This window comes from Aeromonas sp. S9(2024), assembly GCF_041403185.1.
Classification (GTDB): domain Bacteria; phylum Pseudomonadota; class Gammaproteobacteria; order Enterobacterales; family Aeromonadaceae; genus Aeromonas; species Aeromonas enteropelogenes.
In genome coordinates this window covers 460320-476981 of the sequence record NZ_JBGLRE010000003.1, presented here as the reverse complement: position 1 = coordinate 476981, position 16662 = coordinate 460320, and the positions used below count along the sequence as shown (strand labels likewise).

General features: G+C 61.5%; 7 protein-coding genes. 6 read left to right on the top strand and 1 reads right to left on the bottom strand.

What is annotated here, in order from left to right; all coding sequences use genetic code 11:
• A complete protein-coding gene (locus tag ACB028_RS08305; RefSeq protein ID WP_371144010.1) occupies window positions 1-138 on the top strand; it encodes a hypothetical protein in 138 nt (45 codons plus the stop codon).
• A 51-nt stretch (window positions 139-189) separates the two neighbouring features.
• Complete coding sequence (gene glpC / locus ACB028_RS08300) at window positions 190-1392, top strand: anaerobic glycerol-3-phosphate dehydrogenase subunit GlpC (protein WP_371143992.1); 1203 nt, start codon at window positions 190-192, stop codon at window positions 1390-1392.
• A 108-nt stretch (window positions 1393-1500) separates the two neighbouring features.
• Here the strand turns inward: glpC and ACB028_RS08295 are convergent, their stop codons facing one another.
• Entirely contained in the window at window positions 1501-12165 is a 10665-nt protein-coding gene (locus tag ACB028_RS08295; protein WP_371143991.1) for a retention module-containing protein, read from the bottom strand.
• A gap of 748 nt (window positions 12166-12913) precedes the next feature.
• Between ACB028_RS08295 and nrfA the strand changes: the two genes are divergently transcribed.
• From nrfA to nrfD, 4 genes are read left to right on the top strand one after another with little or no spacing between them, the layout of a single operon-like run.
• A complete protein-coding gene (gene nrfA / locus ACB028_RS08290) occupies window positions 12914-14350 on the top strand; it encodes an ammonia-forming nitrite reductase cytochrome c552 subunit (RefSeq protein ID WP_216992448.1) in 1437 nt (478 codons plus the stop codon).
• 51 nt (window positions 14351-14401) lie between these two features.
• On the top strand, window positions 14402-15013 hold the full coding sequence (gene nrfB, locus ACB028_RS08285) for a cytochrome c nitrite reductase pentaheme subunit (RefSeq protein WP_371143990.1): 612 nt from the start codon (window positions 14402-14404) through the stop codon (window positions 15011-15013).
• Window positions 15010-15690 carry a cytochrome c nitrite reductase Fe-S protein gene (gene nrfC / locus ACB028_RS08280; RefSeq protein WP_371143989.1) on the top strand — a complete coding sequence of 227 codons (681 nt, stop codon included), beginning with the start codon at window positions 15010-15012 and terminating at the stop codon, window positions 15688-15690. The genes nrfB and nrfC overlap by 4 nt, the downstream gene beginning before the upstream one ends.
• Window positions 15687-16643 (top strand): cytochrome c nitrite reductase subunit NrfD, encoded by a 957-nt coding sequence (gene nrfD, locus ACB028_RS08275; RefSeq protein ID WP_026456712.1) that lies wholly within the window; start codon window positions 15687-15689, stop codon window positions 16641-16643. The genes nrfC and nrfD overlap by 4 nt, the downstream gene beginning before the upstream one ends.
• Window positions 16644-16662: the final 19 nt, after the last annotated feature.

The window sequence follows — 16662 nt, the reverse complement described above, 5'->3', positions numbered from 1 at the left end:
ATGCGCCACATATCCCCATTCAAACGACACAGCGTGCTGGCCCACTACGATGCCCAATCCAAAGAGGGCTCAGGTTCCGGGGTGGCGGTTGCCACCGGCTGGCAGGCCGCCGGCCACATTTTGAGTTCAGCCCAATGATGATTTCGCCCCATATCCCGTGCCTTCAATCTCGACGGGAGGAGAACTGACATGCTACTGGATCACGCCAACCAAACTTTCGATCAGTGCATCAAATGCACCGTCTGCACCGCTTACTGTCCGGTGGCCAAGGCCAATCCCGCCTACCCGGGCCCCAAGCAGGCGGGGCCGGACGGGGAGCGGCTGCGGATCAAGAGCCCCGAGCTCTTTGACAGCGCCCTCAAGTACTGCACCAACTGCAAACGCTGCGAGGTGGCTTGCCCGAGCGGCGTGCGCATCGGCGACATCATCGCCAAGGCCAAGTATCAATACAGCGGCTTCAAACCCGGGATCCGCGAATTCGTGCTCTCCCACACCGATCTGATGGGCAGCATGTCCACCCTGATGGCCCCAGTTGTCAACTTCACTACCGGCCTCAAGCCGATGAAGCTGGTGCTGGACAAGGCGCTCGGGGTCTCCTCCCACCGGGATCTGCCCAAGTACTCCCAGGGCACCTTCCGCAGCTGGTACAAGAAGCAGAAGGAGACCCAGGCCAGCTTTGCGCGCCAGGTCGCCTACTTCCACGGCTGCTACGTGAACTACAACCACCCTCAGCTCGGCAAGGAGCTGGTGCAGGTGCTCAACGCCATGAATATCGGCGTGCAACTGCTCGAGCGGGAGAAGTGCTGCGGCGTGCCGCTGATTGCCAACGGCTTCATGGACAAGGCCAAACAGCAGGCGGCCTTCAACATCAAGCAGCTGGAAAACAGCCTGCTTGGCAACGAGATGCCGCTGCTCACCACCTCCTCCACCTGCGGCTTCACCCTGCGGGATGAATACCCCCACCTGCTGGAGCAGGATAACCACAAGGTGCGCGATCGCATCTCCCTGGTGACCCGCTTCCTGTGGAACGAGTTCTACAAGGGCAACAAGCCGGCCATGAAACCGCTCGGGCTGCACATCGCCTACCACACCCCCTGCCACATGGAGAAAATGGGGGGCGTCATCTACACACTCGAATTGCTGCGTGCCATCCCGGGGGTCAAGGTGACCGTGCTGGAGTCCCAGTGCTGCGGCATCGCCGGCACCTACGGCTTCAAGTCGGAAAACTACGAAACCAGCCAAACCATCGGCGAGGGGCTGTTTGATCAGATAAACCGCCTGAGACCGGATCTGGTCATCACCGATTGCGAAACCTGCAAGTGGCAGATCGAGATGAGCACGGCGTTTCGCTGCGAGCATCCCATCCATCTGCTGGCTCAGGCGCTGGCCTGACGGACGATCAGATACTGAATAAGTCAGACAAAGAGAAAACCAAGAAGATCAAAAAGATAAAAAAAGAGCCGGCAATTTTGCCGGCTCTTTTTATGGCCGCACCCTCGCTCAGGGGTGCTGGGTGATCAGGCTATGGTTATCCAGCATGTTCTGCAGGATGTCGTGGGACGTTGTCCCCGTCAGACCCCAGTTACCGAGATCCACATCCTTCAAGGTGATCTGCTGGGTTACCTGGCCATCCCCGGCCGGCGAGACCGAGAGATTCACATCGCTGAGGCCATTGCTGCCGGCCGTCACCGAGGCCGAGAGGTGGCCAAGCAGGCCATCGACGCTGTTGCTGCTGACTCCGCTCAGCATGTCCGCCAGATCGATCCTGTCCCCCTCCTCCGGATGGAAGTCTGTGATGGTGTCGATGGCGGGCAGGCTGGCGCTCCCCTCATCCCCCTTCTGCCAGACGAAGAGATCACTGCCGGCCCCCCCGGTGAGGATGTCATTGCCCTGTCCACTCAGCAGGCGATCATCGCCGGAGGCACCGAACAACCAGTCCCCCTGAGCCGAGCCCAGCAGCTCATGGCCACTCTGGGTATGGATGGTGATGGTGTCGAGCTGGGTGCCAATGGTGGTGCCACCCGCAGTTGACTCGGCGCTGACTCCCAGCACCTGATCGCCCGCCGTCAGGCCGCTCAGGTAGAGCGGCACCGAGTGATCCCCGGGGATCAGCCAATCCCCCTGGCCGTCGGCCTGACCGACCGTCTGGCCCTGTTCGTCCTGTACTTGGGCGCTGCCCAGGCCGCTGATGCGAATGGCGAGCTCGCCGTCGACCGGGTTTACCACGCTGGCGTTGAGGCCAAGGGGGATCACCGCCCCCTGCAGGGCGATGATCTCGTGGGCTCCCAGGGTCAGGGTCGGCATATCCGGCTCGGCCGTCACCGTGATGGGGACCTGATCCGTGTCGCTCATGGCGCCGCCAAGCCCGGTGTTGCCCTGATCCGAGGTGGTGATGGTGAGGTTGTCCTGCCCCCAGAAATCCGCCGCCGGTTCATAATGCAGCTGGCTGTCGAGCAGCTGATTGATGTCGCTCAATGAGCCCACCAGGAGGATCTCGTTGCTCCCCGCCCCCTGCACCGAGACGGCGCCAGCCGCCCCCAGCAGGGACAGCACACCGTGCTCCACCCGCAGCGTCATGGAGATGGGGGCGCTGCCCGCATCCACGTCCTTCACGCTGATGCCGGAGAGGGACAGGGTGCCGTCCTCCTTCACCGACAGGCTGGCCGGCACCTGGTTGACCGGGGCATCGTTGACCGCCTGCACCTCGATGGGCAAGACATCGGTATCGCTCAGGGGCCCGCCACTGCCGGTGTTGCCAAGATCATCGGTGACCATGGTCAAAGCGTCCTGGCCATTGAAGTCTTGGATGCCTTGATAGGTCACACCACCACTGAGCAAGGCGTTGAGACTGGCCAGGGTGCCGGTCAGCACCAGGGAGCCGGAGCCATTGCCGACCACGGTCACCCCGCTGCCTGCCGGCAGGTTGAGGGTGCCGTGTTCGACCGAGAGGCGCACCTCGATAGGGCTGTTACCCGCATCCACATCCTTCACCTGCAGTCCCCGGATGACGAAGGGGGTATCCTCCTGCGCTACCTGGGGATCCGTCGGCAGCACATTGACCGGCGCATCGTTGACCGGACTGATATCCAGATGGATGTTGCCGCCCACCTCGGGGCCGAGGGCGCCGCTGTCCAGACTCTGGGCCGTCACCTTGAGATCCACAGCGCCATTGATGTCGTTGGTCACCAGCTCCACCGCATCGAGCTTGCCGCCATCCGTGGTGATCTGCCAGACGCCGCCCCCAAGATCCACCACAGTGCCGACGACCCCGTTTGGCAGACGCACCTCTGCCCCGTCGGGGACCCCGTCTATGGTCACGCGGACCTGCTCCGGCCCGTTTTCGTGCACATTGTCGGCACTGCCACCGGTGGCCTGGGTATCCCGGGTCTCCAGCCCCAGGTTCAGGGTGATCACGTCCCCTTCCGTGCCGCTCGCCTTGTCCTGAATATCGGCGACGATGGGATCTCCCACCGGGTTGACGGTGACGGTGAAGCTACCGCTGGTTTCAAGGGGCAGAGTGAGCCCCTGATCCAGGGTAAAGGCGCTCAGGGTGAGATCCACGCTGCCGCTGAAATCCGCCGGCGGGATCAGGGTCAGTTTGGCGAAATCTGTGCCTACCGGCACCTGCCAGACGCCGCCGCCATTGTTGACCGCGGGGGCCGAGAGGGTGAAGCCATCGGGCACCCCTTTTATCTGCAGCGCCACTATCTGCTCGGAGCCGTCGTTGTCCACCAGGGCGGCATCGAAACCTGCGAGGCTGACGCTGCCATCCTCATCACCTGTCACGTCGTGCACGGTGAGCGCCGCCGGATCATTGACCGGCTTGACCTCGAAGTTCACCTGGCCACTCCAGCTGCCGCGATCCGTGCCCGTGGTGGCGGTGTCGAGAATATCCACCGTCACCGCGAGCGGCACCTGACCGCTGAAGTGCTCTTTGGGCACAAACACCAGATCCTTGAGGCCATTAGCATCCACCACCAGCGACTGGACGGAATTGCCGTTGCCATCGAGGAAGTGGCCGTACCTGGCATCGACGGTCACGGTCACCCGCTCCACCGTCTCGAGACCGCCATCGGTCACCGAAGGGCTGATATCGGCGAGTTTCACCGAAAGATCGAGGTGGATCTCGGTGTCTTCCAGATTGTCCGGCTGGCCGTCACCGTTCACATCCTTCACATCCAGCTGCAGGCTCGGCATGCCATCACGACCACCGTTGACGTCCACCTCGGGGGTGATGGAGAGCGACACGTCCTTCTCCACCACCTTGGTGTCGCCACTCACCGTATCCGTGTTGACCAACCGCACATTGAAATGCAGACCATCACCGGCGTAGTCCTCTGGCAGGGTCAGGGTCAGGGTCAGGCTGTCAAGATCGCTCAGGCCATTAGGTAATTTGATCAGATACTCGCCGTTGACAAAGTCAAAGGTGAGCCCCTGCACATTGACGCCGGCTGGCAAGCCGGTGATGACGATGCTGAGCTCGTCATCGCCGTTGTCCGTGTTGCCCAGGGTCGCCAGTTGCCTCAGCTGGGCGCCAAAATCGACGCTGTGGTCTTCGACACCCGTGATGGGTTTGGTGTTGTCAAAATCGATAGTCGCGGCCACCTGACTGCCGTTGCTCGCGACATGGAACTCGGCGCTGGCGTTGAGCTCCCGGTACACAGGCACACTGATATCCCCCTCGCCGTTGTCGCCAAGATCGATCACCCTGGCGCTGACCTTGAAGGTGACGGTACCGGTAAAGCCGTCCGGCGCATGCAGCGCATAGCTGCCAAGAGCACTGTTCGGCACTGTCCAGTTGCCCTTGCCATCGCTGATGCCTCCCACCACCACAAAGCCCGGCGGCAAGTCGCTGATGACCAGATAGTCGATGACCTCACTGCTGCTGGGATCGAGATCCTCGAAGGTGAACACATCCTTGAGCGGAATATCATGCCCGTCCTGGCTATCCAGCTGGCCGGTTTGTACCAGCTGGCCATCGGGCTCCACCACAGCCCGAATATCCACGTGCAGGGTGCCATCGATCACCTTCTGGGCGGTGGCACTGGAGTCCACATCATGCTGGGTGATGGTGACATGGCTCTGGATGCGGGTGTCCCTGTCGCTGTCTTCGGGAGCTTTGACCAACAGCTGGCCGCCATTGAGCAGGTTCTGCAGGTCGGCGTCGCTCAAGTCCACGGCGCCACCGTTCACGGTCAACTGGGTATCCACTCCCCCGACCCGGATCCAGATTTCATAACCGGGTTCGATGCCGGAGAGGCTGAGGTGAGTGACATGCTCGGCGCTGTCGCTCAGGTCGGGACGCCAGTCGAGCACCACAAACTTATCTTCCAGGCCATGGCTGGTCTTGGCATAGTCGCCGGCGTCGATCTCGGGCTCCACCTTGATGGTGAGCGGCACATCGAAGCGCTTGTGATCGCCGTCGTTTTCGGTCACTACCACGTGGCCGATAAGGTGGATATCGGCGGTGCTGTTGGGAGGCGGCTGGATCTGCAGATTGCCAAGGGATGACACATTCACCTGATAGAGGGGATTGCCCTGGCCATCAAGCCCGGCGAAAGTCAGGGTCAGCTCCTTGCCGCTGCCGTCAAATACCTTGGCCCCGGCCGGCAAGCCTTCCAGCACCAGATTGAGGGTCTCCGAGGTGTCCAGCGGCGTGTCAACCTTCTCCCCCGACTCCAGCCGGAAGTCGAGCGGCGCCTGGCCATCTTCCTTGATGGTGATGATGTAACCGTCGCCCTCCTGGGTCCAGTCCGTGGTATTGAGGTCAAAATGCGGTTTATCCACGACCCCGACCAGATCCACGTGCAGGCTCTGGCTGCCGGTCTCCTTCTCGTTGACCACAGTATGAATCTGGCCGTTGGCGTCGGTCAGGATGGCGGTGTCCTTCACCACCCCCTTGATGGTCAGATCAAAATCGACGTTGCTGTTTTTCGGCGGTTGCAGTTGCAATTCACCGATCTGGCCATAGGGCACCTCGTAGTAGCCGTTGGCATCCAGGGTGACCGCCACCCCGCCCAGCAGCAGAGTGGCGCCGGCGGGCAGGCCGCTGATGCGCACAAACAGCTGCTCGGAACCATCGGTTGTGTCTCCCAGATGGCCGAGCACTATCTTGCTGCCAAGGTTGAGCAGGGTGTCTTCCTTACCCTGGATCTCGCGCACGGTCAGCTTGGCGTCATCGGCGAGCGGATTGACGTTGATCACCACCTCCAGCGGATCGCCGAGGGCCGTCTCCTTGCCGGTCATCACCGGGGTCTTCTCCGTGCTCACCGGGGTCACCACCAGCTTGATGTCACCGCTGTAGTCCTTGCCGGGTACCACGGTTACCTTGTTGATATTGCCGGCAGAGACGCTGTAAATGCCGTTGGCATTTGGCTTGAGCTCGGCGCCGTTGAACATGAGGGTGCCCTTGCCCGCCTCCCATTTGATCTGGTAGCTCAGGGTCTCCGATTTGTCCGTGTCGGTCAGGCTCGCCTTCACATTCAGCTTGATGCCGTTGCTGTCTTCATCGGTGCTGTAGTGCTGGCTGGTGCTGCCGGTGACCCACACCGGCTTGTCGGCAATGCCTTGCACCGTGATGGCCAGATCCCCGGTCACGGCCGGCGGCGCCGTGCCCTCGGTCACGCCAACCTGCAGCTCGACCTGGAAATACAACGGCTGGCCACTGTTGCTCCAGCTCGACCAGTTGGCATCCGGCACGAAGGTGAGGCCAGAGGTGGTGTAATGGACGTTGTCGCTGGTGACCATGGTCTCGGGCGGTACGATAAACCACTTGCCATCAGCTGTGGTGGTAAGTGCCACCCCGTTGTAATAGAAGGTGCCGTGGGCACTGGCCGGCGCCTGAATAAGGAGCTGATCCACGTGTTCGCCCCTATCAAAATCGCCGATATCGAGCGCCATGTTGATGGGGATGCCCTGGCTCGGCTCCTGCGCCCCCTGATCCTCGTTGCCCGTGGCGGCGGTGACGGTAAATTGCACCGCCTCATCCTGCAGGTTGAGGGTCAGGGTGCTCTCGGCGGTGTCACCGTCGCCGTCGACGATCTGGGCGGTGATGATCTGGCTGAGGGTGCTGGCATCGTGATCGAAGCCGGGCCGCGGCGTGAAGCTGTAGTTGCCATCCGCCCCTATGGTGAGGGAGCCCATCACCTGCTTGCCGTCCGGGCTCATCACCTCCAGGGTCAGGCTGCCGTTGATGGCATGAAGCTGTCCGTTGACGGTGACCGAGACGACGCTGGCGCCATCGGCCCCCTCGTTGGCGGGAGGCAGCAGATCACCGCTCACGGCGCTGCCGGTCTCGCTCAAGTTGTGACTCAGGTGGGTGCCGATGGGCATATCATCCTGCACCTGCACCTCGACCGTCACGTTGGGGCTGCGATCCCCGTCGTGGTCGGTGACAAAGAGCGGCACCTCAATGGCCAGCTCATCCTTGCCTTGGGCCCCGTGATCCAGTTTCCCCACCAGATAGAAACTGTAACTACCGCTGGCATCGAGATGGATCCAGAACACCGGCTTACCGCCTTCTGTGGTTGCCAGATACCAGCCCGGGCTATGGGCCGCCAGGGTTATATCCTTGCCACCCGAGGTGAGGTGGTTCCCCTGATTGAAGGCCGCCACGTCGAGTTCGAGGGAAGCCACCCTGTCCGATCCGGCAGTGATAGTCACCTTGCCGCCCGCGGTCTCACCGCTCTCGGTCGGGGTGGTGCCCGGATGCTGGGTACTGCTGGCATCGAGATCCGACTCTTCAACCCGCACCGGCTCAATGGCGCTAATGACAGGGTCATCGGCATCGATGATCTTCGCCGTGGTGCTACCTGTGATCACGCTGCCATCGCTGTCGGTGACCTGTACCGGTAGAGTCAGATTGAGAGTGTCGCTCGCCTTGTGATCCAGGTTGGTATGGACCGTCACCTGATAAGCCAGGGTAGCCTCGGTATGGGCTTCTATGCGCCCCGGCACGCTCGGCAGGGTCACGCTCAGCACCAGGGTGCCGTCTGATGTAACCGCCTGGAAGGCGTGGCCGTTGCTGCCCGGCACTGCCTGCCAGGTGAGCGTCTGGCCGTTGTGGGTGACGGGATTGCCATCGGTATCCAGCACCTGGCCGGAGAGAGTCAGGCGCACATCCGTCACGGGATCGGAGTCCGCCTTGATGGTGATCTTGCCGGTATCCTGCTGATCATCCGCGCTCGAGTTGACGCCATCAAAGCGTCCTTCTTCCAGAGTCACACCGGTAAGGGTCAAGGTCGGCTTGTCCCCTTCCGAAATGCTGACATTGAGGGTGCCCGTGGTGCTGTCGTTGTTGCCAGATCCCTTGTCGCTGTCGACGACGTTGACCTTGAACGGCAGCTCGGTGGCATTGCCAGCGCTCTGATGTACCCCTTCGAACAGGGTCACCTTGTAGTCAAAACCGTTGCTGGCGGCGTTGTCGAGCTTGCCGGCAAGTTCCACCTGCAGCACCTCGATTCGCTGACCAGCCACCTCCACATAACCCTTGAGGAGCTGGCTGCCCGGGATGGCAGGATCCCCATCCACCAGTTCGTATTTCACCGGTTGACCCAGGGCGGTCAACGCCGGTTGTTCGGAAGGATCGGCAAACGACACCTCGCTCACTCGATCCGAACCGGCGCTGATCTGGAACTGGCCCGTGCCGGTGAGAGGATTGTGACCATCGAGGTTGCCCTCATCCAGGCTGACGCCGCTACCCGCGACAAAGACGGGGGCACCACCATCCTTGATGACCAGTGGCAACTGGGTAGAGACCCTGTCGCCATCTTTATCCGTGAGCGTCACCGCCAGCGGCAAGTCAAGAGACTCGCTCCCCTGATGATCCAGCTCGCCGCTCAGGGTGACTTTACTGGTGACGCTCCAGTTGCCATTGCTCTCCACCAGATCGAGCTCGGCCCGCAATACCTCGCGACCGTCCGCACTGGTGCCCACCAGATCGCCGTTGGCATCCAGGGTGAAGGTCACCGGGCTGCCGTGGCTGCTGTATTTGCCATCCAGACTCTGCTGGATCGTCGAGATGTCAAACCTGAGGCTGCTAGGATCGAGCGCGTCTGAGCCATGGCTCACGGTAAAGCTCATGGTGCTGACGGCGGCGGCCTCCCCTTGCGCCATCTCTGTGATGGCGGTGCCGGTCACGGCGCTGATCACCGGATTGGCCCCATCGCCGATGGCGACGCTCAAGCTGGAGGAGACGGTATCACCGTCACTGTCGGTCAGGGTAAACGCGGCTTTAAGCAGGCTGTCAGCACTACCCTGATCGAGCGGCTGATGGAGGGTGAAGTTATATTTGCCGTCGTTGCCAAGAGTGAGGGTGAACACCAGCTGGCCATCCGGCGTGCGCCCTTCGATAAGGTGATCGGCCACCGTAACGGCCACACTCTGCTTGCCGGAGGTCAACCCCTGCAGCCCGGGCTGGCTGGCATCGAAGGTAATGCTGCTGAGCGGATCGCTGCCCGCAGTGATATTGAGATCCCCCGAAAGGGTCTGGGCCGCGCTCCAGTCGCTGTCTTCCGTCAAGGTCAGGGTGACCGGATCGACCAGGGGCAACACACCATCCGTGATATGAATATTGAGGGTGCCGAGGTTGCTCTTGTCTCCGTCAAAGTCGCTGCCTTGCACCTGCAATCCCAGGTTGACGCTGTTGGTACCCACCGGCTGATCCAGCACGCCATCGAGCGTGAGATGGTACTTGCCATCGAGATCCAGGGTAACGGTCAATATGCTCTTGCCCCCCGCATCCAGCAGGGTAATAACGTTGCCGCTCACCTGGTAACTGGTCGGCTTGCCGCCGCTGGTGAGGCCGTCGAGCCCGGGTTGGCTTGCCTCGAAGTTGAGGGAGACCAGTCGATCGCTGCCCACATTGACCGGCAGCTGACCATCCAGAGTCTGGCCTGCCGACCCCTCTTGCAGCGTCACACCACTGTCGATGCCAAGACTCGGATCGACACCATCGTTGACGGTCACTACCAGATCGGCGCGGGTCTCGTCCCCATCTATCTCTTTGGCAGACACGGTGAGCCCCAATGAGAGCGCATCGCTCCCCTGATGATCCAGCGGGCCGGTCAGGGAGACGGTCACAGTGCCATCGACATCGCTGCCGGACTGGCTGGCGCCGAGCTCGGCCTTGAGCACCTCGACCCGCTTGCCATTGCCATCCAGGTAGTAGCCGGTCAGCAGGCGATCCCCGAGAAATTCGAAGGTGAGGGCATGGCCGTCGCTGCTCATGCCGCTGCCATTGAGGCGCGTCAGGGTATCGCCCTGATTGGCGAAGATGACGGAGTCCGCCAGCAGGGGATCGGCCTGGTGACCAACCACAAAGGGGCTCTGCCCCACCACGGCCCCAGCGTCGGTAAAGGCATCCTCGGTCAGGGTGATGGATGGCAGGGTAAAATCGGGGGGCGTGCTGTCCACCAGATTGACGTTTAGGGTAGCGCGAACCAGATCCCCGTCGCTGTCGCGATACTCGAGGTTGAAAGGCAGACTCAAGTTGTCCTGGTCGTGATCCAGGCTCTGGTTCCAGACGATGCGATAGCTGCCGTCATTAGCCAGGGTCAGGGTAAAGACGGTGACCCCGGCGGCACTGGCCGTGAGGGTCTGGCCGCTGGTCTGATAGCTCAGGGGTGAGCCCTGGCTGCTGAGGCCCAGTCCCTCAAGAGCGCTCTGATCGACGGCAAACCCGACCTGCAGGTTGCCATCCAGGCCGGCGCCGGAATGCAGGGAGCCGGTGGCGCTGACGGGCCCCTTCGCCAGATCCGCCTCGGAAAGAGTCAGGGTATCGCTCTGCCCGATAAGGGGAGCACCATCTATCACCCGGTTGCCCGCCAGATCGGTCACCTCGGCGCGCACCTCATAGGGTCCGGTAATGCCGGAGAGATCCAGACCCGCGAGTTGCCAGCGCCCGTCACTGCCCACCAGGGCGCTGCCGCTCAAAAGCGTCTCCCCATTCTGGTCGATGAGGGTGATGGTGACGCTCTGACCGGCTTCCACTTCCGTGGTGGTCCCGCTCAGGGTGACACCGCCCTGACCCAGAATAAGCCCCGTGTCGAGATCGTCGATATCGATGCCGGCCCGGGTGTCGACGGTCACGGTCAGGGTATCGCTGGCACGGTTGCCGGCGATGTCCACCGCATTGACCTCAAAGGCATGATCGCCATCGGCCAGGGTATTGGGGATCTGGTACTGCCAGTTACCCGCCCCATCCACCGTCAGCACGGTGAGCACATTGCCGCCAAGAGAGAGGGTCACGGTAGCGCCGGGCTCCCCCTTGCCTTGCAGCAAGGGCGTATTGTCGCGGGTCAGATCGTCAGTCTGGCTGGCGCCCGTGTCACTCTCGTCCGCCAGATCCAGGGTAATGGTGGTGATGGTATCGAGCAGGGTCTGGCCGAGATCGCTGGCACGGTTGCCCGATACATCCTGAGTGTCCGCCTGTATGGTGAGAGGGCCATCCACCAGCTTGCCGGTCAGATCGCCAAAGTTGGCCTCCCAAACCAACCTGGGCAGTACAACCGTGGTCACCGTCAGCGAGTTGCCCGCCTGATCAGTCAGAGTCACGGTCACCGGCTGGCCAACCTCTACGTCGTCCACCGTACCGCGGATGATGACCCCGGTCGCCTCGGCGCCGTTGATGATGTTGTCGTCGGTCTGGGGTTCTGTGATGGTGATGGCCGCGAAGAAATCGCGCGCCTCGGAAAAAAGCAGCTCATCGGTCGCAATACGGGCCCCATGATCCGTATCGAATCCGGCCTCGGCCAGGGTGGCATCATTGATGCGATCGACGATGACGAAGCCACCCTGGCTGGAGCCGGCAACCCCACCTGCGTTGCCAGCCCCTGCGGCGGCATTGCCCGCGGCCGTCTCCTGAAACTGTTGCGTCGGGTCTATCCCCTGACGAATGGCCTCTTGCAACGAAGCGAGATCCGGATCCAGCGGCTGCTCGTTGCCGTTGACTGCGGCGGCGTCGGCACTGGCCTGTGCCTCAGGCTCTGCCGGCACTTCGGGGTCGGCCATCTCGATCTGCGCCCCTTGCGCCGTTTGCAGGCGATCACCGGGAACCAGCGCCATCCCTGCCTTGGCTGGTGTGACAGAACCATCTGCACTGATGACAAACGCAGTGCCCTCGACTCGAGCGATCACCGTGGATTTTTCAATTTGCAACTCTGCCATACCACCTCCGGCAAGAATGGAATCAAGCACACGGGTGTTAACAAGGTGCTCATCTGGAGAGCGATCATATAGCAATCGCTATCACGCTTCTTTTCACTATTTTCGACATAAACCCCTAAAAAATGGCCGTTACTTACTATGTTGTGCATATGAGAGACCTTGAACTGTCATATGGGCCTCAAATGGCACGCTTAACACACTATTACTGACTGAACTGTTCATTGCCATGCGATCATATTTGTCGTCAGAGAGGCCAGATTCCAGGCGTCCGATGCTTGAAGATAGTGCTGTTTCAACCCGTCTCCACAATGGCCAATTTGGGTCTCACCTACCTAAAAATGAATAAATAAACCACAAACGGAGATTGGCACTCCAACCAGGCATGAGTGTCAAAGGCACATTGGAGTCGTGTAACTCAGAAAACGAGTGCCCCTGATCGGCCCTTGGGCCTTCACCACCAGAGCGGGTAAACGCCTGACATGCCATGGAGTTTCCAGCAAAAATTTAACCGAGATCTCATTTCGACCGATTGCCTCCCGCGACGATTGATCTAGCGCAAACCCACTCCCGATAAATCATCATTGCCTATACCTATTTGGTAATGTATTCGGCGAGCAATCGCATAAAAAATCGGTTTATTCACCGTCAACAAGAGATTGGTCTGCCCACTCCCGCGCCCTGCGGGTGTTGATGTCCACGCAACAAGATGGAACGGGTCAGACCGCACCAAGACATTTATCTGGGAGTGATGATCGTGGGTTCACATAACAAACAAACCAGGCTGGGGCTCGCCGCCCTGCTACTGACCGGTCTGCTTGGCAGCAGCTGGGCTCAGGCCGAAGAGAGCACCAAAGGCAAGATAGAGGCACGCAACGAACTGTTTGCCAAGGATCACGCCGATCAGTTCAGCAGTTGGAAAGCCACCAGCGACAGCAAGGAGCGCAGCGACGCCCTGGCCGAGGATCCCAACATGGTGGTGCTCTGGGCCGGCTACGCCTTTGCCAAGGATTACAACAAGCCCCGCGGTCACTTCTATGCCCTGACCGACGTGCGCGAGACCCTGCGCACCGGCGCCCCGAAAACCGCCGAAGATGGCCCCCTGCCCATGGCTTGCTGGAGCTGCAAGAGCCCGGACGTGGCACGGGTGATCGACGAGCAAGGCGAGGATGGTTACTTCAAGGGGATGTGGGCCAAGGGCGGCCCGGAAATCGTCAACACCATCGGCTGCGCCGACTGCCATGACACCGCCTCGAAAGAGTTCAAGGAGGGCAAGCCTGCCCTGCACCTCTCCCGCCCCTATGCCGATCGGGCCATGACCGCCATCGGCAAGCCGTTCAAGGAGCAGGGCCGCTTCGATCAGCAGTCCCAGGTGTGCGGTCAGTGCCACGTGGAGTACTACTTCACCGGCCCCACCAAGGCGGTGAAATTCCCCTGGGATGATGGTACCTCGGTCGAGCAGATGGAGGCCTACTACGACGAGCTGGGCTTCTCCGACTGGACCCACGCCGTCTCCAGGACCCCCATGCTCAAAGCCCAGCACCCCGAGTACGAAACCTGGCGCGCCGGCATTCACGGCCAGAACAATGTGGCCTGCGTCGACTGCCACATGCCCAAGGTGCAGAACGAGCAGGGCAAGGTCTACACGGATCACAAGATTGGCAACCCGTTTGATCGCTTCGAGCAGACCTGCCGCAACTGCCACACCCAGAGCAAGGAGATGCTGCAAGGCATCGTCAAGCAGCGCAAAGACGCCGTTGTCGAGACCAAGCTGAAAGTCGAGAAGCAGCTGGTACGCGCCCACTTTGAAGCCAAGGCCGCCTGGGATGCCGGCGCGACCGACGCCGAGATGAAAGATATCCTGCAAGACATCCGTCACGCCCAGTGGCGCTGGGACTATGCCATCGCCTCCCACGGGGTACAGATGCATGCCCCGGAAGTAGCCCTCAAGGTCCTGGGCAGTGCCCTCGACAAGGCCGCCGACGCCCGCACCAAGCTGGCGCGCCTGCTGGCCGCCAAGGGGATCAGCCAGGAGATCGCCATTCCTGACATCTCCACCAAGGAGAAGGCCCAGGCCGCCCTTGGCATGGACATGAAGCAGTTCAACAGCGACAAGGCCCAGTTCCTCAAGACCACTGTTCCCGCCTGGGATGCCGAGGCCAAAGCGGCCGGCCGGCTGGCACAGTAACCGATGCCTGCGGGCCCGCCGGTCGGGCCCGCAGCAGGATGGAGGCTTCATATGGGTGATTTGACGATGGATTTCTTACGACTGATGCTGATGGCGGCCATGCTGCTGACCAGCGTACAGGGCCAGGCCGCCGAGCAGGCAACCGCTCCCGCTGCTGTGCCCCCCACCCACGAGGTGGAATTCTTGCGCAGCGCCGACAAGGCCTGTACCGACTGCCACAAGGATCAGGACGACGTCATGCACGGCAAGCATGGCAAGGCGACCAATCCCAACAACCTCAAACCGGTGACCTGCACCAACTGTCACGGCCAGCCCTCGCCCAAACACCGGGAAGGGGTCAAGGATGTGATGCGCTTTAGCAACAGCTTTAGCGACAAGAAGAGCACAGAGGCGTATCCCATCGTGGAGCAAAACAGCGTCTGCATGAGCTGCCACGAACCCAAGCCCCTGCGCGAGGCACTCTGGGCCCACGACGTGCACGCCACCAAGCTCACCTGCACCAGCTGCCACGCCCTGCACCCGGCCAAGGAGCCCATGGTGGGGATCCCGGAAAAATCCCGCATCAAGCTCTGCGTCGACTGCCACAGCAAACAGCATGAGGCGGCCAAGGCCAAGGTCGAGGCAAACCAGGCCAGGGTGGCCCCGGGCAAGGAGGCATCATGAGCTGCTCTCGCCGTCAATTCATGGCGGGGATGAGCGCCGGGGCCCTCATCATGATGACGGGGCCGACCCGCTCGCTCGCCAGCTCCCTCGCCCACACCCAGACCATCGACGGGGTGCGCTACGGCATGCTGCATGACGAGCAGGCCTGCATCGGCTGCACCGCCTGCATGGACGCCTGCCGGAAAGTGAACCAGGTGCCGGAGGGGGTCTCGCGCCTCGAGATCATCCGCTCCGGCCCCGTCGGAGAGTATCCCGACGCCGAGTACCACTTCTTTCGCAAGTCCTGTCAGCACTGCGACAACGCCCCTTGCGTCCACGTCTGCCCGACTGGCGCCTCCCATATCCGTATGGAGGATGGCATCGTCGATGTGAACCCGGATCTGTGCGTCGGTTGCATGTATTGCCTGGCTGCCTGCCCCTATCAGGTGCGTTTCATCAACCCGGTCACCCGGGTCGCCGACAAGTGCGACTTTTGCCGCAAGACCAACCTGGCCCAGGGCAAGGAGCCGGCCTGCGTGGAATCCTGCCCCACCAAGGCGCTGGTGTTTGGCAACCTGGATGATCCCAACAGTCCGCTCTCCCAACGGCTGGTGAAGGAGACCACCTATCGCTACAAGCAGGCGCTCGGCACCTCGCCCAAGATGTACCGCGTGCCCAAAGGGGAGATAAAGTCATGACGATGCAAGAGGCATTTCACTTCCCCTCTCTCGTTTGGAACTGGCCGATCGCCATCTACCTGTTCCTGCTCGGCATCTCCGCCGGGGCCGCCACCCTGGCTGTGCTGCTGCGCCGCAAGGGGGCTGGCAGCGAGAGTGGTATCATCAAGGCGACCGCCATCCTGGCACCCGCGAGCGTGATCCTGGGCTTGTTGATCCTTATCTTCCACCTGGCCCGTCCCTGGACCTTCTGGAAGCTGATGTTCCACTACCAGTTCGACTCCGTGATGTCGATGGGGGTCATGCTGTTCCAGCTCTATATGGCAGTGCTGTTCGCCTGGCTGGCGGTGGTGTTCAGAAGCGAGATCGAGGGGCTGCGCGTCCGGTGGTTTCAGGATAAGTTCGCCTTTGTGGATAATCTCATCGCCTGGCTCGCCCGCATCGAGCGGCTGCTGGCCCCCGTTCTGCTGCTGCTGGCGGTGCTGCTCGGGGCCTATACCGGCTTCCTGCTCTCGGCGCTCAAGACCTATCCGCTCCTGAACAACCCGGTATTGCCGGTGCTGTTCCTGGTCTCGGGCATCAGCTCGGGAATCGCCTCCACCATCTTGCTGGCGGTGACCCTGTTCAAGGAGAACCACCACAGCCAGGGGGTCAGCTTCGTGCACCGCTTCGAGCGCCCCATGCTGGCGGTAGAGATCCTGCTGCTGGTCTGCTTCTTTACCGGCCTCTACTTCGGTGGCGGCCAGAAAGAGGTGGCCATGTGGGCCGCCATCGGCAGCGGTTTCTGGGCCCAGGTGTTCTGGGTAGGGGTGGTGGGTATCGGCATGGTGTTGCCCCAGCTGATCGCCTTCCTGACCCCGGCTCCCCTGCGAGAGAAGAGCGGCCATCTGGTGCTGGTGTGCAGCCTGACCCTGGTGGGGATCCTGCTGCTACGCTACTTCGTGCTTTATGCCGGCCAGATGACGGTTGTTTAAAGGTATGATCACAAGCGCC